Origin of the sequence: Nannocystis pusilla, from assembly GCF_020073745.1 — a bacterium.
GTDB classification, from domain to species: Bacteria; Myxococcota_A; Polyangia; order Nannocystales; family Nannocystaceae; genus Nannocystis; species Nannocystis radixulma.
Map to the genome: position 1 here is coordinate 1,210,453 of NZ_JAIRAU010000001.1, position 23,962 is coordinate 1,234,414.

At 71.8% G+C, this 23,962-nt stretch carries 16 protein-coding genes; 10 read left to right on the forward strand and 6 right to left on the reverse strand.

Annotated features, from left to right (window positions below):
• Window positions 1-29 precede the first annotated feature (29 nt).
• From K7C98_RS04725 to fusA, 9 genes are all read left to right on the forward strand, one after another.
• Window positions 30-1,220 carry a hypothetical protein gene (locus K7C98_RS04725; RefSeq protein ID WP_224190300.1) on the forward strand — a complete coding sequence of 397 codons (1,191 nt, stop codon included), beginning with the start codon at window positions 30-32 and terminating at the stop codon, window positions 1,218-1,220.
• Window positions 1,220-2,404, forward strand: coding sequence for an MYXO-CTERM sorting domain-containing protein (locus K7C98_RS04730; RefSeq protein WP_224190301.1), 1,185 nt, complete (start codon window positions 1,220-1,222; stop codon window positions 2,402-2,404). The genes K7C98_RS04725 and K7C98_RS04730 overlap by 1 nt, the downstream gene beginning before the upstream one ends.
• 177 nt (window positions 2,405-2,581) lie before the next feature.
• Window positions 2,582-2,923, forward strand: coding sequence for a hypothetical protein (locus K7C98_RS04735; protein WP_224190302.1), 342 nt, complete (start codon window positions 2,582-2,584; stop codon window positions 2,921-2,923).
• A 717-nt stretch (window positions 2,924-3,640) separates the two neighbouring features.
• Window positions 3,641-4,321, forward strand: coding sequence for a methylthioribulose 1-phosphate dehydratase (mtnB, locus tag K7C98_RS04740; protein ID WP_224190303.1), 681 nt, complete (start codon window positions 3,641-3,643; stop codon window positions 4,319-4,321).
• 16 nt (window positions 4,322-4,337) lie between these two features.
• Complete coding sequence (locus K7C98_RS04745; protein ID WP_224190304.1) at window positions 4,338-4,805, forward strand: 1,2-dihydroxy-3-keto-5-methylthiopentene dioxygenase; 468 nt, start codon at window positions 4,338-4,340, stop codon at window positions 4,803-4,805.
• A 43-nt stretch (window positions 4,806-4,848) separates the two neighbouring features.
• On the forward strand, window positions 4,849-6,186 hold the full coding sequence (ahcY, locus tag K7C98_RS04750; protein WP_224190305.1) for an adenosylhomocysteinase: 1,338 nt from the start codon (window positions 4,849-4,851) through the stop codon (window positions 6,184-6,186).
• A 692-nt stretch (window positions 6,187-6,878) separates the two neighbouring features.
• The gene (locus K7C98_RS04755; protein ID WP_224190306.1) at window positions 6,879-7,451 is read left to right on the forward strand and encodes a hypothetical protein; all 573 of its coding nucleotides are present in this window, start codon (window positions 6,879-6,881) and stop codon (window positions 7,449-7,451) included.
• Window positions 7,452-7,689: 238 nt separating this feature from the next.
• Window positions 7,690-9,708 (forward strand): transketolase, encoded by a 2,019-nt coding sequence (gene tkt / locus K7C98_RS04760; protein ID WP_224190307.1) that lies wholly within the window; start codon window positions 7,690-7,692, stop codon window positions 9,706-9,708.
• 302 nt (window positions 9,709-10,010) lie between these two features.
• The gene (gene fusA, locus K7C98_RS04765) at window positions 10,011-12,110 is read left to right on the forward strand and encodes an elongation factor G (protein WP_224190308.1); all 2,100 of its coding nucleotides are present in this window, start codon (window positions 10,011-10,013) and stop codon (window positions 12,108-12,110) included.
• A 193-nt stretch (window positions 12,111-12,303) separates the two neighbouring features.
• Here fusA and K7C98_RS04770 read toward each other — a convergent pair whose 3' ends face one another.
• Window positions 12,304-14,688 carry a hypothetical protein gene (locus K7C98_RS04770; protein ID WP_224190309.1) on the reverse strand — a complete coding sequence of 795 codons (2,385 nt, stop codon included), beginning with the start codon at window positions 14,686-14,688 and terminating at the stop codon, window positions 12,304-12,306.
• Between the two features lie 563 nt (window positions 14,689-15,251).
• Here K7C98_RS04770 and K7C98_RS04775 point away from each other — a divergent pair.
• On the forward strand, window positions 15,252-17,063 hold the full coding sequence (locus K7C98_RS04775) for a hypothetical protein (protein ID WP_224190310.1): 1,812 nt from the start codon (window positions 15,252-15,254) through the stop codon (window positions 17,061-17,063).
• 38 nt (window positions 17,064-17,101) lie between these two features.
• On the opposite strand, the gene K7C98_RS04780 is transcribed toward K7C98_RS04775, so the two are convergent.
• The 5 genes from K7C98_RS04780 to K7C98_RS44610 all read right to left on the reverse strand — a co-directional run bounded on the left by K7C98_RS04780 (window position 17,102) and on the right by K7C98_RS44610 (window position 23,765).
• Window positions 17,102-18,124, reverse strand: coding sequence for an endo alpha-1,4 polygalactosaminidase (locus K7C98_RS04780; RefSeq protein WP_224190311.1), 1,023 nt, complete (start codon window positions 18,122-18,124; stop codon window positions 17,102-17,104).
• A gap of 167 nt (window positions 18,125-18,291) precedes the next feature.
• A complete protein-coding gene (locus tag K7C98_RS04785; RefSeq protein WP_224190312.1) occupies window positions 18,292-20,544 on the reverse strand; it encodes a GumC family protein in 2,253 nt (750 codons plus the stop codon).
• Window positions 20,545-20,864: 320 nt separating this feature from the next.
• Window positions 20,865-21,443, reverse strand: coding sequence for a Uma2 family endonuclease (locus tag K7C98_RS04790; protein WP_224190313.1), 579 nt, complete (start codon window positions 21,441-21,443; stop codon window positions 20,865-20,867).
• An 18-nt stretch (window positions 21,444-21,461) separates the two neighbouring features.
• Entirely contained in the window at window positions 21,462-21,914 is a 453-nt protein-coding gene (locus K7C98_RS04795) for a hypothetical protein (protein WP_224190314.1), read from the reverse strand.
• Window positions 21,915-21,917: 3 nt separating this feature from the next.
• Window positions 21,918-23,765, reverse strand: a complete 1,848-nt coding sequence (locus K7C98_RS44610; RefSeq protein ID WP_224190315.1) for a HEAT repeat domain-containing protein — start codon at window positions 23,763-23,765, stop codon at window positions 21,918-21,920.
• Window positions 23,766-23,962 lie beyond the last annotated feature (197 nt).

Sequence of the window (23,962 nt, forward strand, 5' to 3'; positions counted from 1 at the left end):
CGGCGTCGACCTCGCGGTATAGTGGAGCCGTGCGAGGTCGTGTTCGCGTCGCGCTCGTGATCGCCGGTCTGACCGCGCCCGGGGCCGCCTGGGCCGGCAACGGGGGCCATCCCCGCACACCGGTGGTCTGGCCCGAGGGCATCGCCTGCATGACGGTGGTCGATCGCAGTCAGGCGAGCACCCTGCAATTCGAGTACACGATCCCCTACGAAGACATCGAGCTGACGCCCGACGAATTGCCGAGCAGTCGGCGCCACCAATTCGTCGCCTTCTGCCGCGACGACAGCCCGCAGACGCCGCCGCCGGTGTGGCTGTCCTGGGCCGACGCCGAGGTGTGGCTCGATTGGGCGGCGCAGACGATGATCGAGCCGGCGCCCATCGACGACGAGGATGTCCTCGAGACGAGCAGCGTCTACAAGGACTGCTTCGTGCGGATCACCCCCGACGACGAGCGCCGGCCGATCACCTTCGCCGAGGCGATGCTGCCGGTCGTGTGGGACACCGCGGGGCTGGCCGCCGGCGCCTGGCGGATCGACGGCTACACCTGGGAGCCCGAGCTCAACCGCTGGTCGCGCCGGCCGGGGGTCGTGCACGTGGTCGACGGCCCGGACCCGGCCACCGCCCCGCCGGCGGCGGCGCTGACCAATGACGACGGCGCGTTCGTGTTCCCCGGCGAATCGTACGTGCTCGAGGGCTGCGCGCGGGCGATGCCCGGCTCGACGCTGACCGGCTACTGGGCCCCGGTCGACACGCTCGAGTGGCAGGAGTTCGCCAGCCAGCCGCTCGAGGGCGAGACGATCGCGCTGGCCTTCACGCCGGCGCTCGACGCGGTCGCGCAGAGCGTGGCGCTGCGGGTCGACGTCACCGACCCGATGCAGCGGACCTATTCGGCCTACCCGGTCTCGCTGCTCGTGGTGCTCGAGAAGAACGACACCGACACGGGCGGCAGCTGCAGCGACGGCGGGTCATTCCTCATGGGCGGTGATTCGGGGACCTGCGGGGACAGCGGGGGCAGCAGGGGGTCCACGGGGGACAGCCCGACGACCGGGACGGACACCGAGGCGACGAGCACCGAGGCGACGAGCACCGGCGACGCGGCGACGACCACGCCCGAGACGGAGCCGGGTTCGACCGGTTGTGGCTGTCGCAGCAGCGGCGGCGCGGGGTGGGCCGCGCTGGGACTGCTGCTGCGGCCGCGCCGACGACGGGCCGTGCGGTGATGCCGGGCGCGGCGATCGCGGCGGTCGCGGTGCTGTTGCTGCCGCAGACGCCCGTCCACCACCCGCGCACGCCGGTGGTGTGGCCGCAGGACACGCCGTGCATGACGGTGGTCGATCGCAGCCAGAGCACGCTGCTGCACCTCGACTACGAGATCCCCCACGAGGATACGATGGTCCCGCCGCCGCCGATGGAGGTGGCCGACAGTCGGCGGCACCAGTTCGTCGCGTTCTGCCGCGGCCACAGCCGACAGACGCCGCTGCCGACCTGGCTGTCGTGGACGGACGTGGCGGCGGCCGGCGAGCTCGGGCTCGTCCCGGACGAGCTCGGCGACGCCGACGTGCTCGAGACCAGCGAATGGGCGCCGTGCTTTCATCGGATCACCGCCGACGACGATCGCCGGCCGATCTCGTTCGCGCAGGCGGCGAAGGGCGTCGATTGGGACACCGCGTCGCTGCCGGCGGGGCCCTACGTGGTCGAAGGCTACACCTGGGAGCCGGCGATCAATGTGTGGCAGGTGCGTCCGGGCGTGGTCCACGTGGTCGATGGGCCAGGTCTCGACGTGACCCCCGCGGCCGCGGTGACGACCCGCGACGACTTCATGTTCGCCGACGCGTCGCTGCAGCTGGAAGGCTGCGCGCGGGCGCTGCCGGGCTCGACGCTGAGCTTGTGGTGGTCGATCGCCGACGGCGGCGAGCTCGACTGGCAGCTGGCGTCGAGCGGCGCGCCGCTGGTGGGCGAGACGTTCGCGCTGCCGTTTCGCGCCCCGCCGGAGGCCGTCGGGGAGAATGTGGCGCTGCGCGTCGATGTCACCGATCCGGCACAGCGCACGTTCGCGGCCCACCCGCTGCAACTGGTGGTCGTATTGCCGGCCCAGGACGACGACCCGGGCGAGTGCGGGTCGCTCCTCGGCTGCGATGACGGCACCACGACGGCAGATCCGGCGACCGGCCCGGACGCGGACCCCGGCGGCTCCGAAGCGCCACCGACGAGCTCCGAGGGCCCGATGCCCGGCGGCTCGCCGGACTCCTCGGAGTCGTCGTCCGGGCCGCCGATGGAGGATTCAGGACTCGGCGGGCGTGGATGCGCGTGCGGGGTCGAGGGCGCCCCGGCGCCGGCGGCGCTCGGGCTGTTCGCGCTGGTCGGTCTGGCGGTCCCGGGCCGGCGCCGGCCGGGATACCCGTGAAGTCCCGGCATATCGTCGGGCAGTGGCGCGATTGCGACAGTGTCGCCGATCGCGGCCGCGCCGGCGCGCACGCCGGTCGGCTGGGCGAGCGACACGCGGTGCATGACGGTGCTGCAATTCCCTCGCGAGATCTCGCAACGTCCGCAATCGTCGCGGTCCGCCGCGCAGCTCCCAGAAGTGGTTGCTCGGTGGATCTCGCAGCGCGACGTCACCGACTGGAACGGGTGTCAGTCGTCTCTCGGCAATCTGCCGACGGAGACCGGCCTCGAAGATGTCCTCGAGACCAGCAGCGAGTACGGCGATTGCTTCCGTCGGATCCCCGATGACGCGCGTCGGTCGATCGCCTTCGCGGGGGCGCCGTCGGGGGTCGCGTGGGACACCAGGGGGTCGCCTGCGGGCCCCTACGGCGTCCTCGGCCACACCTGGCACCGCCGTTCGCCACCTGGGCCCGCCGCCCGGGGTGGTGCACGGCCCCGATCCGGCGACGGCGCCGCCGGCAGCCGCGGTGACGAACCGTGAGGAGTACATGTTCGTCGGCGAGACGCTGATGGTGACCGGCTGCGCGCGCCGGAGCTTCGAATGGGTGGCGTTCGTCACCGGCGCGCCGCTCGCGGGCGAGGCGTCCGCGCTGCCGCTCGCGCCGCCGCCCGCCGCGAGAGGTGCTTTCGCGGGTCGATGTCACCGATCGGCAGCAACGCACATTGCGCGCCGATCCGGGGCAGGGATTGACGATGCTGGGCACCGTCGGGTCGTGCGACCACAACTTCGTCGACTGCGGCGGCGGGGCCGGCGATGCGGACAGTGAGGGTCCGACGGACCCCGACGATTCGGCGACGACGACGGCTGCATGCGACGGTTCCCCCGCGGGGGACGAGGCGGAGGTTGCAGCTGCGCGGCGCCCGCGAGCGGCCTCGCTCGGGCCCTGGTGTGACGCCGACGGCCGGGCGCGCTGCGAGGATTTCGTCGCGGCAACAGATGTCCCGAGAGACAGCTACGAATACGCCGGAGCCGGCGCCCGGTCGAACGTCCGCCGGGGCTGACAATCGGGAGCGGCCGACCACGGCGATGAATCACGTCGGCGGCGCGGCGTACGTAAGGTTTCGCCGGGGCCGCGGGGCCGCGCGGCGGGCGGCGCGAACGATGTGGAACGTCGCTGGGGCCGGCGCGGGAAGCGAGGATCCACACTCGGCGCGGTGTGACGGGCCTGGGGGCAGGGGGTAGACTCCCGCCGCCTCGATGTCCGCAGCGCCCCGCGAAGACGCGTCGAACCAGTCGATTCCCGAGCTCATCTGCGAGCTCTGTCGGCTGTTTTATCAGCTCGGGTGGGTCAGCGGCACCGGCGGCGGCATCTCGATCCGCGGCGCCGACGGCATTTATATGGCGCCGTCGGGGGTGCAGAAGGAGCGGCTGCGCCCGGAGGACATCTTTCTGCTGAGCGCGGAGGCCACCGGCGAGCACGACTGCGAGGTGGTGCGCGGGCCGCAACATGGCCTCAAGGTCAGCGAGTGTCGGCCGCTGTTCTTCAACGCCTACCGCCTGCGCGGCGCCGGCGCGGTGATGCACTCGCACTCGGTGTGGGCGGTGCTGGCGGCGCGGCTGTTCGCGCCCCAGGGCGGGCCGGGCGAATTCGTGTGCCAGGGCCTGGAGATGCAGAAGGGCCTGCGCGGGTTCGGCTGCTTCGACACGCTGCGGGTGCCGATCATCGCCAACACGCCGCGCGAGTCGCAGCTGACGGCGAGCATGGCCGAGGCGATGCTGGCGTACCCCGACGTCGACGCGGTGCTGGTGGCCGGGCACGGGGTGTACGTGTGGGGCCGCGACTGGGTGCAGGCGAAGACGCAGGCGGAGAGCTACGACTATTTGTTCCGCGCGGTGGTCGAGTCGCATCGGCTCGGCCTGCCGCTCGGCGCCAAGTGACGCGGAGGAGGGGACCATGCAGCTCGGTTGGCTCGAGGACTCGCTTCACGGCCCTGCGGGCTCGGACGCGCGGCGCGAGGGGCCGACGCTGGCCGACCTCGCGGCGGTCGGGGTGCTCTACGAGCGCCTGCCGGACGACGATTTCCAGGGTGCGCTCGACCGGCTGCGGGAGGCCCGCGGCTACGTCACGCAGGACGTGATCGAGCTGCGGCCGGACACGCCGAACCTCGACGGGCTGCTGGCGAAGTTCAAGGACGAGCACCTGCACCGCGACGACGAGGTCCGCTTCGTGCTCGAGGGCGAGGGGATCTTCGACATCCGCGGCGCCGACGAGCGGTGGATCCGGGTCCAGGTCGAGCGCGGCGACCTGATCGTGGTCCCGGCCATGCTCTACCACCGCTTCTTTTTGACCGAGCGGCGGCAGATCCGCTGCGTGCGTCTGTTCAAGGACGCCGCCGGCTGGGTGCCGGAGTACCGCGCTTGACGAGACTGGATTCGCATTGTTCGCGAGAGGATCAAGGTAGACGATGACTGCAAGCACTGTGAAGGTTCAACCGCCCACCACGCCCGACTACAAGGTCGCCGACATGGGCCTGGCCGATTGGGGGCGCAAGGAGATCGCGCTGGCCGAGAAGGAGATGCCGGGGCTGATGGCGCTGCGCGCCAAGTACGGGGCGGAGAAGCCGCTCAAGGGGGCCAAGATCGCCGGCTGCCTCCACATGACGATTCAGACAGCCGTGCTGATCGAGACGCTGACGCACCTCGGCGCCGAGGTGCGGTGGTCGTCGTGCAATATCTTCTCGACGCAGGACCACGCGGCCGCGGCGATCGCGGCCACCGGCGTGCCGGTGTTCGCGTGGAAGGGCGAGACCGAGGAGGAGTACTGGTGGTGCGTCGAGCAGACCATCCGCTGGCCCGACGGCAGCCCGCCCAACCTGCTGCTCGACGACGGCGGCGACCTGACGCTGGTGCTGCACCGGCCGGAGCACATCGGCTCGCTCGAGCACTGCCTCGGCGTCAGCGAGGAGACCACCACCGGGGTCCACCGCCTGTATCAGATGGCGGAGCGCGGCGAGCTGAAGATCGCGGCGATCAACGTCAATGACTCGGTGACCAAGAGCAAGTTCGACAACCTCTACGGCTGCCGCGAGAGCCTGGCCGACGGCATCAAGCGCGCGACCGACATCATGGTCGCCGGCAAGGTCGTGGTCGTGGCCGGCTACGGCGACGTGGGCAAGGGCTGCGCCCAGTCGATGCGCGGGTTCGGGGCCCGCGTGCTGGTCACCGAGGTCGACCCGATCTGCGCCCTGCAGGCGGCGATGGAGGGCTTCCAGGTGACGACGATGGACGAGGCGGCCGGCGTCGCCGACATCTTCGTCACTGCCACCGGTTGCTGCGATGTCATCACGCTCGAGCACATGCGGCGGATGAAGGACGAGGCGATCGTCTGCAACATCGGCCACTTCGACAGCGAGATCGACGTGGCCGGGCTCACCTCCGACAAGTCGGTCCGCGAGATCAACATCAAGCCGCAGGTCGACCGCTTCGTGTTCTCCGACGGTCACGCGATCATCCTGCTGGCCCGCGGCCGCCTGGTGAACCTCGGCTGCGCCACCGGGCACCCCAGCTTCGTGATGAGCAATAGCTTCACGAATCAGGTCCTCGCCCAGCTGTCGCTCTACACCGAGCAGAGCCGCTATGCCCGCGGCAAGGTGTACGTGCTGCCGAAGCGCCTCGATGAAGAGGTCGCCCGCCTCCACCTCGGAAAGCTCGGCGCCAAGCTCACCAAGCTCACCGAGAAGCAGTCCGAATACCTCGGGGTCTCGCAAGAGGGCCCGTTCAAGCCCGAGCACTACCGCTACTGACCCGGACCGCCGCACCGGTCGTCTGGTGCGGCGATGTCCCGACTGTGAGGGGGGCGGCTGCGACCGTCCCCCTCTTCGTTTTGGCCTCCTTACTTAAGGTGGTCACGTAGCGAGTCACCTCAAGAGAATGTCTGCGCGCGCCCGCGCATACGCTGCGCCGGCGGACGAGCGTCCGCTGAAAACGAAGTACGGGCGCAGCTAATATCGGACCGACGCCCGTTTCGCGGCATACAGTAGAGGGGGCGCGCGAGCGTTCGCGCAGGTAGCCGCCCGATGCCGACGAGTCGGGCCGGCGTCGCCGCCGGTATGAACAGTGTCGCCGGACGGCCGTCGCCGAATCCGGGGTCCCGCGCGAACCGGGCGAGCGCCCCAAAGCGCCCGCGCAGGCCGCAAAGCGCTCGGTCGACGGTCGGGGGCGCAAAGACGCGGGTCCGACGAAGCGGGCGGGCAAACGAAACGGGCGTGTAAACGCGGGACATCCAATCGTTCCGCATGGGCCGATCGGTTGGGGGATGCCCGTTCTGGGGACCCGGGCCGCGGGGGGAAATCGAAGTGGGCGGGGACTGGCGCAGCAGTACCGCGTCGAACGGGTCGACTGGCCGGAGTGGTAGCAGCCGCCAAGTGGTGGGACTGAGCGAACGAAGATTTTTGCCCGGAACTGACGAATATGGATTGACCTGGGATCTCGGGTCATGCAAAAAGCTAAGACGATGTCTAGGTTCGAGACGACCTTCCGCAATGCCGTCGCGAATGCCGAGCGCGACGTGATGATCGAACAGATCCGTTCAAATCCCCAGATGAGCCTCGCTGAGCTCGGCAAGCTCGCGACCGGCGAGCTCGGCTCGCTCCTGAAGGGGATCACGATCGGCGAGCTGCTGGGCCAGGGCGGCGCAGCGCCCCCGGCGGCCCCGCGCGGCCGTGGCGGCGCGAAGCCCGTCAAGGTCCCGCAGGCGCTCGCCAAGGCCCCCACCGGCCGCAAGGGCCGCGGCGCCGCGGCGCCCGCCAAGGAGGCGCCCGCGCCGGCCGCGAAGCGCGGCGGCTCGAAGGCGGTCGTCGACACCCGCACGCCCGCGGGCCGCGACGCCTACGACCAGGCCATGCTGAACGCCCTGAAGGACGCCTCCGGGCCGCAGGCCGCGCCGGACCTCTCGGCCGTGGTCGGTGGCACCCCGCTGCAGGTCCGCACCGCCCTGGCTCGCCTCATCGAGCGCGGGGCCGTGACGTGGACCGGCCAGGCGCGCGGCACTCGGTACACCGCCGTCTGAGCCAATCACCGGCGTCGCTCGCCGGTGGCCACCGGCGCCTCCCGGGCGCCGGGTCCGCCATTGCTGTTCTGCTGTTCGGGGGTCGGCTGTCCGATCTCCTGCCTGGTCCCGTGTGAGGCGAATTCGCGGGCCGTGCGGTGGATTCGTCGGCGTCGGCCGAAAGAGTCCGGCGTTCGGTCACGTCGAGGTCCCGGGGCCGGGCCGGCCTGCGCCGGCGCAATCGTGATAGGCACCCGCCATGCCCGCCGTGCCGCCCCGCGAGTTCCCCGCGACCTCGAGCCCCGATCCCCGAATTTCGGGGCTCCTCGTCGACACGATCAAGACCCTCGCCATCGACGCCGTGCAGAAGGCCAACTCCGGTCATCCGGGGATGCCGATGGGCGCGGCGGTGATGGCGTCGGTGCTATGGACGCAATTCCTCGTCCACGACCCCGAGCATCCGCGTTGGCCCGACCGCGATCGTTTCGTGCTGAGCGCCGGCCACGGGTCGATGCTGCTCTACGCGTTGCTGCACCTCACGGGATATGACCTGCCGCTCGACGAGCTCAAGCAGTTTCGTCAGTGGGGCAGCAAGACCCCGGGCCACCCCGAGTACGGACATACCATCGGGGTCGAGGTGACCACCGGTCCGCTCGGTACGGGATTCGCGGCTGCCGTCGGCATGGCGCTGGCAGAGCGTTTCCTGGCCGCGACCTACAACCGGCCGGGTCACGACATCGTCGATCACTTCACCTACGGCATCTGCAGCGACGGCGACTTGATGGAGGGGATCGCCTCGGAGGCCGCGAGCCTGGCCGGACACCTCGGACTCGGCAAGCTCGTCTTCCTGTATGACGATAACAAGATCTCGATCGACGGCTCGACCGACCTCGCGTTCACCGAGGACGTCACGGCCCGCTTCGCCGCCTACGGCTGGCACGTGCAGCACGTCGACGGCAGCGACCCCGAGCAGGTCGCGGCGGCGCTGACGCTGGCCCGCGGCGAGACCCGGCGGCCGAGCCTGATCGCCTGCCGCACCGTCATCGCCGCCGGCAGCCCCAACAAGGCCGGCACCCACGGGGCCCACGGCGCGCCGCTCGGCGACGCCGAGGTCGCGGCGACCAAGAAGGCGATGGGCTGGCCCGAAGACCAGACGTTCCGCGTGCCCGACGAGGTCCGCGCCGCCCTCGCCGAGCAGCGGCGCGGGCTCGGCGAGCAGCGCAAGGCCTGGGAGGCCCGCCTCGACGCCTACCGCAAGGCCCACCCCGAGCTGGCAGCCCAGTTCGAGGCGCTGCAGAGCGACGCGGTCCCCGCCGAGGTCCTGCGGGCGATCCCGAGCTTCGAGCCCGGCACCGCCGTGGCCACCCGCAAGGCCGGGCAGAAGATCCTCGAGGCGCTGGTGAAGGCCCACCCGACCCTGATCGGCGGCTCGGCCGACCTCGCCGGCTCCAACGGCGTCGAGCTCAAGCTGCCGGCCCAGAGCCGGACCCGCCCCGACGGCCGCGTGATGCACTTCGGCGTGCGCGAGCACGGCATGGCCGGCATCTGCAACGGCCTGGCGCTGCACGGCGGCGTGCGGGCCTACGGCGCGACCTTCCTGGTGTTCTCGGACTTCCTGCGCGGGGCGCTGCGGCTGTCGTCGCTGATGAAGGCGCCGGTGGTCTACATCTTCAGCCACGACAGCTTCTGGGTCGGCGAGGACGGACCGACCCACCAGCCCATCGAACAGCTCATGAGCCTGCGGCTGATCCCCGACCTGTACGTGGTGCGGCCGGCGGACGCGCGCGAGACGGCGGCGGCGTGGCGCCTGGCGCTCCAGCGCGGGCACGGCGACGGCGCCACGGCGATCCTGCTGACCCGCCAGGACCTGCCGATCATGGCCGAGACGCGCGAGGCGATCGACGAAGGCGCCTACGTGCTGTGGCAACCGGAGGGCGAGCTCGACGGGATCATGATCGCGACCGGCTCCGAGGTCGCGACTGCGCTGGCCGCGGCCAAGACGCTCCAGGCCGACCACGGCCAGCGCGTGCGGGTGGTCTCGATGCCGTGCTGGGAGGCCTTCCTCGCGCAACCGAAGGCCTACCAGGACAGTGTCCTGCCGCCGGGGATCTCGCGCCGCCTGTCGGTCGAGGCGGGCACCACGTTCGGCTGGGACCGGTTCGCCGCCCACCAGCACGGCCTCGACCACTACGGGGCCAGCGCCCCCGGGAAGCTGCTCGCCGAGCGGTTCGGCTTCACGCCGGCGGCGCTGGTGAAGCACTGGCTCTCGCTCCCCTAGGCGCCTGCGGCGCGCCTGAGGGGTGCGGACGATCACGCCCCGGCGGGCGGCCTCAAGCGGCCAAGCGAGGCACCTTGTGGCATGCTCCGCCCGCTCAAAAGCAATCCCAAGGGGTTGCCTTTCGAGCTTCAGGGCAAAACTTCAACCTCTCGGCCGCGGGCCATCCAGGCGCGGGGCCGCGGGGTTGAGCAGCACAACAGGCTCGGAGGGCCAGGCGGCGGACTTGTTCGCGCCCTTTTGCCGGGAACGCCCGGACCCCCGACTCCTGCACACGTCATCGGCAAGGTCAGCAGAGCACTACCATGGAACTCGCAAAGGTCCGAAACATCGGGATCTCCGCGCACATCGACTCCGGCAAGACGACGCTCTCGGAGCGCATCCTGTTCTATTCGGGGAAGATCCACAAGATCGAGGAGGTCAAGGGCAAGTCAGGCGTCGGCGCGACGATGGACTCGATGGACCTCGAGCGCGAGAAGGGCATCACGATCCAGTCGGCTGCCACCTTCCTCGAGTGGAAGGACCACTTCCTCAACCTGATCGACACCCCCGGACACGTCGACTTCACGATCGAGGTCGAGCGCGCCCTCAGCGTGCTCGACGGCGCGATCCTCGTGCTGTGCTCGGTCGCCGGCGTGCAGTCGCAGTCGATCACGGTCGACCGCCAGATGAAGCGCTACAACGTGCCCCGGCTGGCGTTCATCAACAAGATGGACCGCTCGGGCGCCGACCCGTTCAAGGTCACCCGCCAGCTGCGCGAGAAGCTGCGTCACAACGCCCACCTCGTCACCTACCCGATCGGCGCCGAGGACCAGTTCGAGGGCGTCGTCGACCTGCTCACCCGTGAGGCGCTGTACTTCGACGGCGACAACGGCGAGCACATCCGCCGCGAGGCGTGCCCCGAGCACCTCAAGGAGGCGGTCGAGGAGTACCGCCTCAAGCTGGTCGAGGCGCTGGGCGACTTCGACGACGGCATCATGGAGCGCTTCCTCGAGGGCGAGGGCGCCAACGTCACCGCCGAGGAGATCGTGCCGGTGCTGCGCAAGGCGACCCTGTCGCTCAACTTCACCGCGGTGTTCTGCGGCTCGGCCTACAAGAACAAGGGCGTGCAGCACCTGCTCGACGGCGTGGTCAAGTACCTGCCGGCGCCCTTCGAGGTGAAGAACGTCGCCTACCAGATCGCCGGCGACGGCAAGGAGACCGAGGTCCAGCTCAAGAGCGAAGAGGCCGCGCCGCTGTGCGCCCTCGCGTTCAAGCTCGAAGAGGGCAAGTACGGCCAGCTGACCTACATCCGCATCTACCAGGGTCACGTCAAGAAGGGCGACACGATCTTCAACACCCGCACGGGCAAGAAGAACAAGGTCGGTCGCCTCGTGCGCATGCACGCCGACGAGATGGTCGACATCGAGGAGGTCGGCGCGGGTCACATCGCGGCGTTCTTCGGCATCGACTGCGCGTCGGGCGACACCTTCACCGGGTCCGACGTCATCTACTCGATGCGCTCGATGTTCGTGCCGGCGCCGGTCATCAGCTACGCCGTCACCCCGCAGAAGAAGGAGATGCTGGCCAACTTCTCGAAGGCGCTCAACCGCTTCTCGAAGGAGGACCCGACCTTCCGCGTCCACCGCGACGAGGAGTCGGGCGAGACCATCATCCAGGGCATGGGCGAGCTGCACCTCGACATCTACATCGAGCGCATGAAGCGCGAGTACCAGGTCGAGACCACCGTCGGCGAGCCGCAGGTGGCGTACCGCGAGACCATCACGCAGGAGGTCCCGTTCGTGTACATCCACAAGAAGCAGACCGGCGGCTCCGGTCAGTACGCGAAGATCGGCGGGGTGATGCGCCCGCTGCCCGAGGACGCGCCCGACAAGACCTACCGCTTCGTCGACAACGTCGTCGGCGGCAAGATCCCGCGCGAGTACATCCCGTCGTGCGACAACGGCTTCCGCCAGTCGCTCGACCGCGGCGTGCTCATCGGCTTCCCCGTCGTCGGCGTCGAGATGGAGGTCAACGACGGTGCCGCCCACGCGGTCGACTCGAGCGACATGGCGTTCCAGATCGCCGCCCGCGCGGCCTTCAAGGAGACCATGCCCAAGGCCTCTCCGCAGGTGCTCGAGCCGATCATGAAGGTCGCCGTCGAGACTCCCGAGGAGTTCCAGGGCGGCATCCAGGGCGGCCTCGTCCGTCGCCGCGGCAACATCATCAACTCGGAGTCGAGCATGGGCATCAGCGTCATCGAGGCCCACGTCCCGCTGGCGACGATGTTCGGCTACTCCACCGAGCTCCGCAGCATGTCGCAGGGCAAGGCCGAGTACACGATGGAGTTCGAGCGCTACGAGGCGGTCCCCCGCCAGGTCCAGGACGAACTCATCAAGAAGTACGCCGGCAACAAGAAGGGCTGAGGCCCGCGCGGCGACGGTCCGCGAGTCGAGGGCGGTGCGAGCAATCGCGCCGCCCTCGGCGCTTTCTCGGGCAGGCACATGACCTGTCCGCCGGGACAGCTGGCACGAGGGTCGGCGCATTCTCGAGCCCGCACGTGACAAGCTGCTGCGAGTCCACATGGCGCCGTCGGCGGCGCCTTTGTGATCACCTGTCCTAGCGGCCAGTCTTGGCGAGCGCCCGCTCGAGCGCGTGGCGGCGCTGCAGCGCGGCGCGGTCGCCGGGGCGGGCGAGCAGGCGGGGCAGCAGCTCGCGGGCGCGGGCGAGGGCGTCGGGCTGGCCGTCGCGGAGGAACGAGCCGAGCAGGGTCTCCTCGATCAGGGCGACCTGGGCCGGGTCGGTGACGAGGCCCTGCGACAGCGCCTCCTCGAGGTCGCGCTGCAGCTCGCGCTCCCGCGGGATCCGCTGGCTCTCCAGCGCGCGCGCCAGCAGCAGGTGGCTGTGCACCTCGTGCGGCGCCAGCATGCGCAGCAGGCGGGCGTAGTGCAGCGCGAGCGACGGGTTGTCGAGCGCGAGGGCCAGGCGGACCTGCATGTGCAGCACCGGCGGCTCGCGGCCGTCGACCTGGCTGCGCGCGGCCGCGAGGATCGCCGCGTAGGCCGGGGCCTCGGCGATCAGCGACTCCATCACCACCGCCCACGGCGCCAGCTCCTTCGGCATCAGCGGCGCCAGCTCCTCGGCGTTGGGGTAGCGGACCAGCAGGTAGCGCGTGAGGTCGAGGTCGGGCGGGTGCCGCATCGTCGCCAGCGTCCGCGCCAGCGCGCTCGCCGACTCGGCCGCGTCGCCGAGCTCGCGCGCCGCGTGGGCCCGCCGCAGCCACGCGTCGGAGTTGGCCGGCTGCAGCTCGCTCGCCACCGTCGCCCGCGCCCGCGCCTGGGCCCAGTCCTCGATCTCGAGCGCGCGCTGGGCCAGCAGGATGTGCAGCGACGCGTCGAGCGGGCGCATGCGCTGAGCTGCCTCCGGGGACATGTCCCCGGAGACGATCGCCTCGTCGCCGGCGGACCGGTTCTGCCAGGTGTAGGGCTGGGCCCACAGCGCCAGCGACCCGGCCACGGCGAGCACGAGGCCGCCGACCAGCAGGGCGGCGCGGGCCGGCGCGCGCACGAAGCCGCGGCGCTCCGACAGCGAGCCGGCCAGGGCGCACAGCGGGGCGGCGACGCCGAGGAACTCGAGGTTGAAGTCGGCGAGGTTGTGGATCGCCAGGGCCAGCGGGCCGCACAGCGCGACGCGGCGGGCGTTGACCTGCCGGCCGCTGCCGGTGGTGTACATGGCGGCGATCCACCACCACAGCAGGCCGAGCGCGATAAGACCGCCGCCGAGCGGGCCCCACTCGACCAGCATCGCCGCGGGGGCCGACTCGAGGTGGGTGTGGACGACGCCGAGCGGGCGCGAGTCGACGGCCGGGAACAGGTCGAGGAAGGCGCCGCGGCCGACGCCGAGCGCGGGCGACAGGTCGATCAGCGCCACCGCGTCGGAGGCGATCCGGAACTTGGTCTCGGCCTCGTCGACGTGCCACAGCGTCGCCAGCTCGGCCCACGCGCCCTGGCGCGCGACCACCAGCGCCAACATCCCGAGCCCGACCGCCAGCGCGCCGCGCTGCAGCCACAGCCGGTCCTGCGGGTCGCGGCTCGACCTGCTCGAAGGGGCAGGTCCCTTGCGCCAGGCGAACATCAGCGCCACCGGGGCGACCACCGCCAGCGCGACGATCGCCGCGCGCGACAGCGACAGCAGCAGCGCCGCGCCCTGGATCGCCAGCGCCGCCAGGGCGGCCAGCCGGCGCTCGCGCAGCCGCCCGACCAGCCCCGGGTCGGTGGCCGTACGGCCCTGCATCCGCATGTGCACCGCCAGCGCGCCGGCGCTGAAGACCCCGAGCAAGAACAGGCCGGCCTGATGGTTGGCGTTGACGAAGGTCGTCAGCAACGCGGGCGTGACCGTCGGGTCGACCTGCAGCGGCTGGTAGAGGCCGTAGATCGCCTCGACGCCGAACGCGGCCTGCGTGAGCCCGATCAGCGCCACCAGCGAGCCGGCCAGCGCGACCATCCCGGCGCTGATCCGCCACGACATCTGCGCGGCGGCGACGAACAGCGCGGTCAAGGCGAGCAGCCGCGCGGCCTCGAGGGCGCTGTCCCCGGGGACAGGTGAGAGGCCCGGCCACGGCGTCGCCCCGCTGCCGGCCAGCGCCGCGGCCACGTGCGCGGTCAGCCCGGGCGCCATCAGCTCGCGCAGGAACAGCGGCAGCGGCATCCACTGCAGCAGCGTCAGGCCGGCCGCGAACAGGCCGATGTACGCGCCCGACGGCACGCGCAGCGGGCTCTCGCTGCGCGTACACAGCCGCACCCACAGCGCGAGGACCATCGCGCAGAACAGCGGCACCACGATCGACGGCACCCCACCCAGCCACAGCGCCGGCCCGGCGATCGCCAGCCCGAGCGAGATCCGCGACCACGGCGGCTGGGACGGCCGGTCGCGCGCGATCGAGCTGACCGCGGCCTCGGGCTCGAGGCCGCGAACCACCACGGACGGGATCTTGGGAGGAGACATCGACGAGGAGCCGCGAACGGGGGGATCGGGCGACAAGGTCAGTGGCAAGAACGCGCGTCAGATCGGTTCGGCGGGGCCTGACGCACCGGACAAGGATACTAGCCCGAGCTCGACCTGGCCTGTCGGGCTGCCTCGGGCCTGCTCCCGGGGGCGAGCGAGCGGCCTGCCCCCACCTCCGTGGCCGCGCCCGACCGGAGATCTACTCCGTGGTCCCCGGCCGCATTTCCCCCGCGAAAAGCCCGCCCGCTCGACATCGGCCCGGGCGGCGGCGCCACCCGGAGCCAACGCCACGAGCGGTCTCGAACCTCGTCGACTCCGCAGCCGCCGCCGAGGCGCGGTCGCCAGGGCGGATGTTTGGATGGCTTAAAGGACATGTCCGATGGAAAATGTTTTAAAAAACATGTCAGAAGAGATATGGCGATCGGTTCGATGCGCGCGGACGTGAGAGATTTACATGTTTTTTCGGACATATTGCGAGGAGTGAGCCGCAGGTGCGGACGTGGTGGTGTGCCCCCAGGCGCCCGCGGCTTGTCGCCTCCCCATGCGGCTGATACTCCTCCCGCATGACATTGCGCGAGAGCCTCGTTCGCCTGGGATGCATGGCCGTGTCGGGCGCGCTCGCGGCCTGTCCCGCGGGCGGCGACGCGACGACCACCAGCAGCGGCAGCGAGGGCGCGAGCACCGGCGAGGCGACGACGACGACCACGGGCGCGACGCCGACCGAGCCGACGACGGGCGCCGGCACGACCGAGGGGGTCGGCACGACCGGCCCGGGCGCCACCACGCTCGTGCCGGACCTCGGCGAGGCCAGCAGCACCGGCGACGACACGACCGGCGCAGCCCAGTGCCCGCCACCGCTCGAGCAGCCGCCGGGGAGCTGGACGTCGCAGATCGTGCCGGTCGAGGGCGACGCGCTGACCTACGTCGCCGACGATCAGGGCAACCGGATCGCCGACTTCAGCTACGCCGGCTACCACCGCGGCGAGGCTGCGATCCCCGACGTGCCGATGGCCCTGGGGATCGGTCCGGTCGACGGCGACAACACGGCGCAGATCCAGCAGGCGATCGACGAGCTCGGCGCCATGCCGCTCGGGGTCGACGGCCTGCGCGGGGCGGTCCTGCTCGCGCCGGGCGAGTACCCGATCCACGGCACCGTGCTCCTGCGCCACAGCGGCGTGGTGCTGCGCGGCGCAGGTGACGGCGACGATCCGGCCAGCAGCACGATCCTCCGCGCCGTCGGCGACGAGCCGCACCAGCGCGTGGTCATCGTCGTCGGCAGCGGCGACAATCACAAGTGGCAGCCCGAGCTGCCGAACACGCGCAGCGACATCGTCAGCGAGCTGGTGCCGGTCGGCGCGCGCAGCTTCGACGTCGCCGACCCGTCGCTCTACGCGGTCGGCGACCACGTGGTGATCGTGCACCCGTGCACCGACGCGTGGCTGGCGGCGGTCGACCACGGCGGGCCGGGGATGGACGCGCCGTGGGCCGGCAACACCCTGCCGCTGGTGTTCAAGCGCCAGGTCCTGGGCCTCGACGGCGCGACGCTGACGATCGACGCGCCGGTGTTCAACCACCTCGACCGCGCGCTGTCGCAGTCGTACGTCTACAAGGCCGACCGCGAGGGGCTCGTCACCGAGGTCGGCGTCGAGGACCTGCGCATCGACATCGAGACGCTCGGCGGCGACGACGAGGATCACGCCTGGTCGGCGATCGCCATGCGCGGGCTCGAGGACGCGTGGGTGCGCCGCTTCACCGCCCTGCACTTCGGCTACGCCGCGGTGACGATCCAGACCGGCACGCAGATCACCGTGGCCGATGCGCGGGCGCTCGACCCGGTGGCGCAGATCACGGGCGAGCGCATGTACAACTTCGACGTCAGCAACGCCCAGCAGATCCTCTTCACCCACTGTCACGCGACCGGCGGGCGCCACCACTTCGTCTCGAACGGCACGAGCTACACCTCGGGCGTGGTGTTCCACCGCTCGACGTCCACCGGCCCGAACGCGTCGAGCGAGGGCCACCGGCGCTGGAGCATGGGGCTGCTCTACGACAACATCGTCGAGTCCGAGCCGGCCAAGGCCGGGCTCGTCGTGCTCGGCCTGTACAACCGCGGCGACTACGGCACCAGCCACGGCTGGTCGTCGGTGCACTCGGTGGCCTGGAACTACGACACCGGCGAACAGGGCGTCGGGGTCATCCAGCGCCCGCCCACGGCCCAGAACTACGCGATCGGCGGGGCCGGCACGTTCTCGGGCAAAAAGCCGCCGGCGCCGTTCGACCAGCCCGAGGGCTACATCGAGGGCACCGGGCAGCCGGGCCTCGTCCCCGAGTCGCTGTACGAGCGTCAGCTGGCCGAGCGGCTGTGCGGCCGCTGAATCATGACATGTCTCGAAGGACATGTCGGACGCGGCGCTCAGCAGGCGTCGCGCACGTACTCGGGCTCGCCGGGGGTGGTGAGGTCGAGGTCGCGGAGGACGATCGACATCCCCGGGTAGGCGGCGCACCCGGCCGCAAAGTCCTCGGCGACATACTCGATCATCAGGACCGCGTCGCCGTAGGTGCCGATGTAGTCGCCGCACTCGTCATAGGTGCTGCACTCCTCGGCCACCGCGAAGTCGGTGCCCATCTCGTCCGCGCGATCGAGGAGCTCCGTCGAGTTCTTCTGCGCGATCGCCAGGCCCTCGGCGTGGGCCGCGGCCGACAGCAGGGCCATGTAGGCGACGTTGTCGTCCTGCGTGAGCAGATCCTGCGAGCGCGAGTAGGAGTCGAGGTTGTCGATCTCGATCGCCTGGTAGCCATCGGCCTTGCAGCCGGAGATCCATCCGCCGACGATCTCGGCCAAAGCGGCCCGCTTGTCCGGCGTGCTGGTGTCGAGCAGCATCTCGTCCCAGTCCTCGTCGATCACCGGGTCGCCCATGCCGTCGCGCAGCACCAGGTCGGGGTGGTCGTCGAGCCAGAAGCTCTCCTCGTCGGGCTGGGCCTGGAACCCGTTGACGTAGCAGATGCTGTAAAGGCCCGCGGCGGGCGGATCGTTGCGGTCGCGCGAGACGATCTGCACGCCCTCGGGCGGGTCGTAGGCGCCGCCGAGCTGGTAGTCGAAGCCTCCGTCGGGCGGCGGCAACTCGACGCCCGGGTCCCCGGTGGTCTCGCTCGTGGCAGTCGTGGTTTGGCCCGTGGTTTCGCCGGTGGTGGTGCTCGTGGTCGGGGCAGTCGGGTCGGGCTCGGCGGTTGGGTCGGGCTCTGCGGTGGGATCGGCGGTGGAGCCTGATGGGGTGGTGCCGGTCGGTGCGCCGGTCGAATCGTCGGTCGCGCTGCCGGTCGAATCGGCGGTGTCGGTCGCCGACGCGGTCGACCCGGAGGTGTCGTCGGAGCCGCCGCCGCCGCACGCTCCGAGGAGCAGCGCCGACAACGACCAGACCTGCGAACGTCTCGTCATGGCGCGACGGTACCACGCGGGCGCCGACGAAAACGCGCGGCGAGCGGAGCACGTGACGCGCGGGTCGCGGGCGGGGCCCCTCGACCCGCCGCGGCCCGCGGGCCTCGCTCGATCGGTTATGTCCAGGCGGACATGTCCTTGGGGGCATGTCGCGCGGTAGCGATCGCTCAGGCCGGGCCGCGCTCGGCGGCTCGCGCGGGATCGGCGTGGTACGAATAATAACCGGCGCCGTAGCCGGCCTCCTCGCGGCGGGCGTCGACCTCGTTGAGGACCACGCCGAGCAGGTTGGCCTCGCTGCGGCGGAGGGTGGCGAGGGCGCGCTGGAGGCCGGCGCGAGTGGTCGCCTGGCAGCGGGCGACGACGACGACGCCGTCGGCCAGGCGGGCGAGGATCAGCGGGTCGGTGACCGGCAGGACCGGGGGCGTGTCGAGCACGACGAGGTCGAAGCGCTCGCCGAGCTCGGCCAGCAGCTTGCGCGTCTGCGGGCTCTCGAGCAGCTCGGACGGGTTTTGCGGGATCTCCCCGCACAGCAGGAGGGACATGCCCTCGGGGACATCTCCGCCGGTGATGATCGCCTCGTCGAGCGTGCACTTGCCGGCCAGCACGCGCGCGAGGCCGTCGGCCTCGCGGCCGATCGGCGGCTCGAACACCTGGTGGAGCCGCGGGCGGCGCATGTCGGCGTCGATGAGGACGACGCGCTTCTTGGCCTGGACGAAGCTCATCGCCAGGTTGACGGCCGTCGAGCTCTTGCCCTCCGACGAGTTGGGCGAGGTGACGACGAGGGTGCGCAGGCCGTCCTTGCCGGCGGCGAAGCCGAGCGAGGTCCGCACGCCGCGGACGCGCTCGGCCATCAGCGACTGGGGGAACAGCAGGGTGTGGAGGTCGCGCTGGCGTCGCTGGGCGCGGAGGTTGCTGACGCCGATCCGCGCGTCGGCGGGCAGGAGCGGCAGCTGGCCGAGCACGGGCAGGCCGAGGCCGGCGAGCGCGCGCTCGAGGTCGAGGAGGCCGCGGATCCGGTTGTCGCGCACGTCGACGCCGAGGGCCAGCAGCGCGCCGAGCGTGAGGCCGCTGACCAGGGCCACGGCGACCAGCAGGGCCTTGGGCGGGAACACCGGCTTGCGGCCCCGGGTCGCGCGGTCGAGGATCTCGATGTCCTCCGACTGCACGCGGCCGAGCATCTCGATCTCGGTGTCGCGGCGCGACACCAAATCATAGGACTCGGCGGCGCTCTTGGCCTCGCGCTCGAGCTCGCGGTACTGCCGCTCGAGCAGGGTGAGGCCGAGCGCCTTCTCCTTCTCGCCGTCGAGGGAGCCGCGCAGGCGGCTCTCGGTCTTGCGGGCCGCGTTGGCGCGGGCCTTGAGCGACTCGAGCAGCTCCTTCTCCTCGCGGGCGATCCGGCCCTGGATCACGCGCAGGCGCTTCTTGGCCTGCTGCAGCTCGGGCATCTTGTCGCCGTACTTGATGGCGAGCTGCTCGACCTCGCGTTCGGCCTCGAGCTCCTCGGCGCGCATGTCCTCGAAGACACGTCGCTCGAGCGGCGGCAGCAGGCCGGCGCCGGCGATGCTGCCCTGCTTGTGCAGCCGCTCGGCCTCCTCGTGGACGGCGCTGGCGGCGAACGCCTCGGCCTCGGCGTCCTTGAGGTTGGCGGTGGTCTTGATGATCGCCTCGGTGATGACGTTCTGGCGGTCGGCGAGGGAGATCGAGCTGATGCCGTGCTCCTGCTTGAAGTCGGACAGGGCGCGCTCGGCCAGCTGGAGGGCGGCGAGGGCCTTGGCCCGCTCGGTCTCGACGTTGGCCTTGGCGGCGTCGCCGGTGCGCGCGCGCGAGGCGTCGACGTGGGCGAGATAGGCCTCGGCGAGCGCGTTGGCGATGTCGGCGGCGATCTGCGGGTCGGGGTAGTCGGCGGAGATCTTGAGCACCCGCGAGCCGCGGACCTCCTCGACGAACACCATCCCGCGCAGCCGCTCGATCGGGTCGACCTCCGCGGCCTGGGCCACCCGCTCGGCCTCGGAGGTGATGTCGGCGATGCCGAGGAACACCGGGTCCTGCGCGAGGCCGAGGGCGGCGAGCGCCCGCTCGGCGACGGTGCGGCTGCCGATGATCTCGCGCTGGGTCTGGTAGTACTCCTTGTAGGCCAGCAGGCGCGACTCGCTGTCCTCGGTGACGTTCTTGACCTTGTCGAGCACCTGCGGGCCGCCGAGGTGGAGCACGACGGTGGCGCTGGCCCGCCAGCGCGGCTGCAGGGCGGTGATCGCGATCGCGGCCCCGGCCAGCGCGACCACCGTCATGACCGCGACCACGAGCCAGCGCCGGCGCAAGATCGCAAGGAAGCGCATGAGCTGCTCCATCGCCCGGTCGGCCTCGTCGGGGCCGGGTTGTTCGGGCGCGGGCGCGGGCGCGGTTCCGGACGGGGCAGTCACTGCCGGGCTAGCTTAGGCCGACCGCGCCGCAGCGCCAAGAGAGCGTCGCGGAGCGAAACCCGTGCGCGGGCAGTGACGGATCGCCCGCGTGCCGGCGACCACCCGCGGCGCGTGCGGCGACGCGGTTCGCCTCCAGGACCGGCGTCGGACGTCGCCGAGATCTCGGGCCGCTGGGGCCGGGCCATGAGCCACCGCTCGGGTTCGGCGTCCTCGGTCAACAGCGGGCGCGAGCCGGGTGATCGAGGGCAATGCCGACCTCACCGATCAGCACACCGCTCTCGAGTGACTTGTCTGAAAAGACATGCGCTATTCAATATGTCTCAAGGGGCAGGAGGCGGCAGGGGCGGGAACAGGCGCCCGACGGGCAGCTCGATCGCCTCGAACGGCGGGATGCGGGCCAGCGCGGTGTCGTCGTAGCTGCCGGCGACTCGCCACTGTGTGCCGTCGAGGACGAACGCCTCGAGGACGCGCGCGGCCGGGTCGACAAGCCAATAGTAGGGGACGCCGTGGCGGGCGTAGAGGTGCAGCTTGCGCACGCGGTCGACCTTCTCGGTCGATGGCGAGAGGACCTCGCAGATCCAGTCGGGGACGACGTCGATCGGTCGTTTATCCCACGGATCGGGCAGGCGGGCGCGCCGCCAGCCGACGACGTCGGGCCGGACCACGTCGTGGGCTTCGAAGCGGACGTCGATCTCCTGCAAGATCCACCAGCCGTCGGGCCCTTCCGTGTCCCCGTCGAAGGGGCCGCCGACGAAACGGCCGAGGGCGAGTTGGGCTCGGCCGTGGCCGGGGAGGGGGCTCGGCTGGGTGTGGATCTCGCCGTCGAAGATCTCCGTCTTCACCTCGGAGGGGTAGGCGAGCAGGTCGTCGTAGGTCGCGAGCTTGCGAGCGGTCGCCATGTCGACAAGATAGCACGATCACGGCGGCGCGGCGCGCAGGCCCAGCAGCACCTGCAGGGCGGCGACCACCAGCAGCGCCCCGCCGACCGGGACCAGCAGCACGCCGAGGCCGGGGTCGCCGGCGTAGTGCCACAGGCCGCCGAGGAAGAAGCCGAGCGGGAGCAGCAGGCTGGCGAGGTCGAGGCTGTTCGATGCGACATGTCCATGAGAACATGTCGTGAGGGACGGGTGGGCGCGGGCCGTCGCCGCCAGCCCGAGATGGACCAGGCCGAGCAGCGCGCCGTGGGCGTGGGCGAGCGTCCACATGTGCCTTCGCACCGCCTGGTCGAGGTCGAGGTAGGCGCCGACCTTGAGGCCGTGCAGCGACTCGAGCGCGAGGCCGGCGGCGAGGAACACCAGCAGGCACAGCCAGCCGCGGCGCAGGTGCCTGGCGGCGTAGTCCTCGGGGGTCCGCTCGCGCGTCGTGGGCATCGGCTACTCCTTCAGGTCGATCGGCCGGTCGTCGCGGCGGTCGGCGAGGGCCCGCAGCGCGGCGATGTCGTGGTCGCGGGCGCCGTCGACGAGACGCGCGGGGTCGGCTGCGGGGCGGGGACCGGCGCGCCAGTGGGTCAGGATCGCGGCCGCGGTCGCGTCGCGGACCGCGGCCGGCGCGAGCGGATCGACGGCGACGCCCGCGGCCGCCGGCAGCCCGCGCAGCCCGCGAGCGGCGATCTGGCGCACCGCGTCGTAGGGGTCGGCGAGCAGGTGAGCGAGGATCGGCGCGCGCCAGTCGGGCCCCGCGTCGCCGCCGCGGCCGAGCGCGTCGGCTGCCAGCGCGCGCTGGCCGGCGTCGCCCGAGATGGCCCAAAGGACAGCCGCCGAGACGGTCCGCTGGTCGGCGTCGAGCTCGGGCTCGGGCTGGCCGTACCAGGCCCGCAGGTGGCCGGCGGTCCACGCCAGCGGGCGATCGACGTGGCACAGGCTGCAGGCGTCGGGGCGGCCGGTGGCCAGGGTGGTGGCGAGGTCGGGGCTGTCGATCACGTGGCTGCGGATCGCCTTGAGCAGGCCGTAGCTGGTCCGCGGCATGTGACAGTCGTAGCACGACACGCTGCCGGCCGGGTGGCGGGTGTGTGCCGGGATGTCCGCAAGGACATGGCACGAAGCGCAGGCTCCGTCGCCGCCCGCGGCGGCGCTCAGCTGGTCGTCGGGGTCGGCGCCGTGGAGCTGGTGGCACGACAGGCACGACAGCTCGCCGCGCTGGAAGCAGGGGGTCTCGAGCAGCGCGGTGTACTCGCGCCCGGTCACGCGCACGTGGCCGTCGGACCACATGCGACCGGCGAGGTACTCCGGGTCCTCGTCGAGGACGGCGTCGAGCCACGGCTGGGCCTCGCGGACGGGGTGGCGGACCAGCTGGCGGTGCGGCGCGAGCGGCTCGCCGGGGCGGAACGGGTCGCCGCGGGCCAGCCAGGCGTCCTCGTCGGGGAAGCGGGCGACGCCGTGGCACTGGCCGCACAGCTCGGCGCTGCGGCGGTGGTCGAGGCGGGCCGGGTGGACGATCGATGGATCTGGTCCGGGGGACAGGTGCGAGGCGTAGCGGGCCAGCGGGCTGCGGCGGGCGTCGACGTGGGCGCGGCCGGGGCCGTGGCACGACTCGCAGGCGATCCCCAGCTCGGCGACGCGGGTGTCGACGCCGGCCCCGTCGATGCGCGGCTGGCCGGCGACCGCGTGGCACGGCACGCAGGCGCGGTTCCAGGTGTAGACGACGTCGCCCTGCGGCGGCCGCAGCAGCGTGCTCTCGACCGGGACCCACGCCTGCTCGTCGGTCAGCCACGCCGAGGGGAAGGCGTGCAGCCGGCGGTCGCGCGGGCTCTCGACCCAGTAGACCTGCATGTGGTGGGCGCCGGTGGTCATGACGACTCTGCGCATGACCGCCGAGACATGTTCGATGGGCAAGCCGGCCGCCGCGCGCGCGAGCTTGTCCTCGGGGTCGGGCAGCTCGGCCCAGAACTCGTCGCCGCGGCGCAGCGGGCGGTGCGGGCCGCCGGGGCCGCTCAGGGTGCGGCCGTCGAACGGCGCCAGCACGCTGTCCGGCCCGGCGCGCTGCGTCATGGTCCGGTGGTAGGTGGCCGCCCAGGTGGCGTGGGCCGCCGGGTGGCACGGCGCGCACGCGGCCGAGCCGACGTAGCCGGCGCGCCCGATCGCCGGGGTGCGGCGCACCAGCTCGTCGTGGCTGCGCGCGCGCTCGCGGTGCTGGACCGCCCGGGCCGCGATCGAGGCGATCGCGGCCGCGAGGGCGAACGCGACCACGGCGAACAGCGGGGCGCGGCGCGACGGGTGAGCCACGGGGGCGCCAGGGTAGCCCAACCGGGCGTGAGCGCGCCAGGACCGCGGCGAGCCCGGACCGGCGGCGCCCGCGGCGGGCGCGGGGCGGAGCGTGGACATGTCTATCAGGTCATGTCGAAATGGACATGTCGTGCGCGAGCCGGAGCGCGGTCCCGCCCGGGTCGCGCGGAACAGCCCCGGGCCGGCCGGGCTCGTTG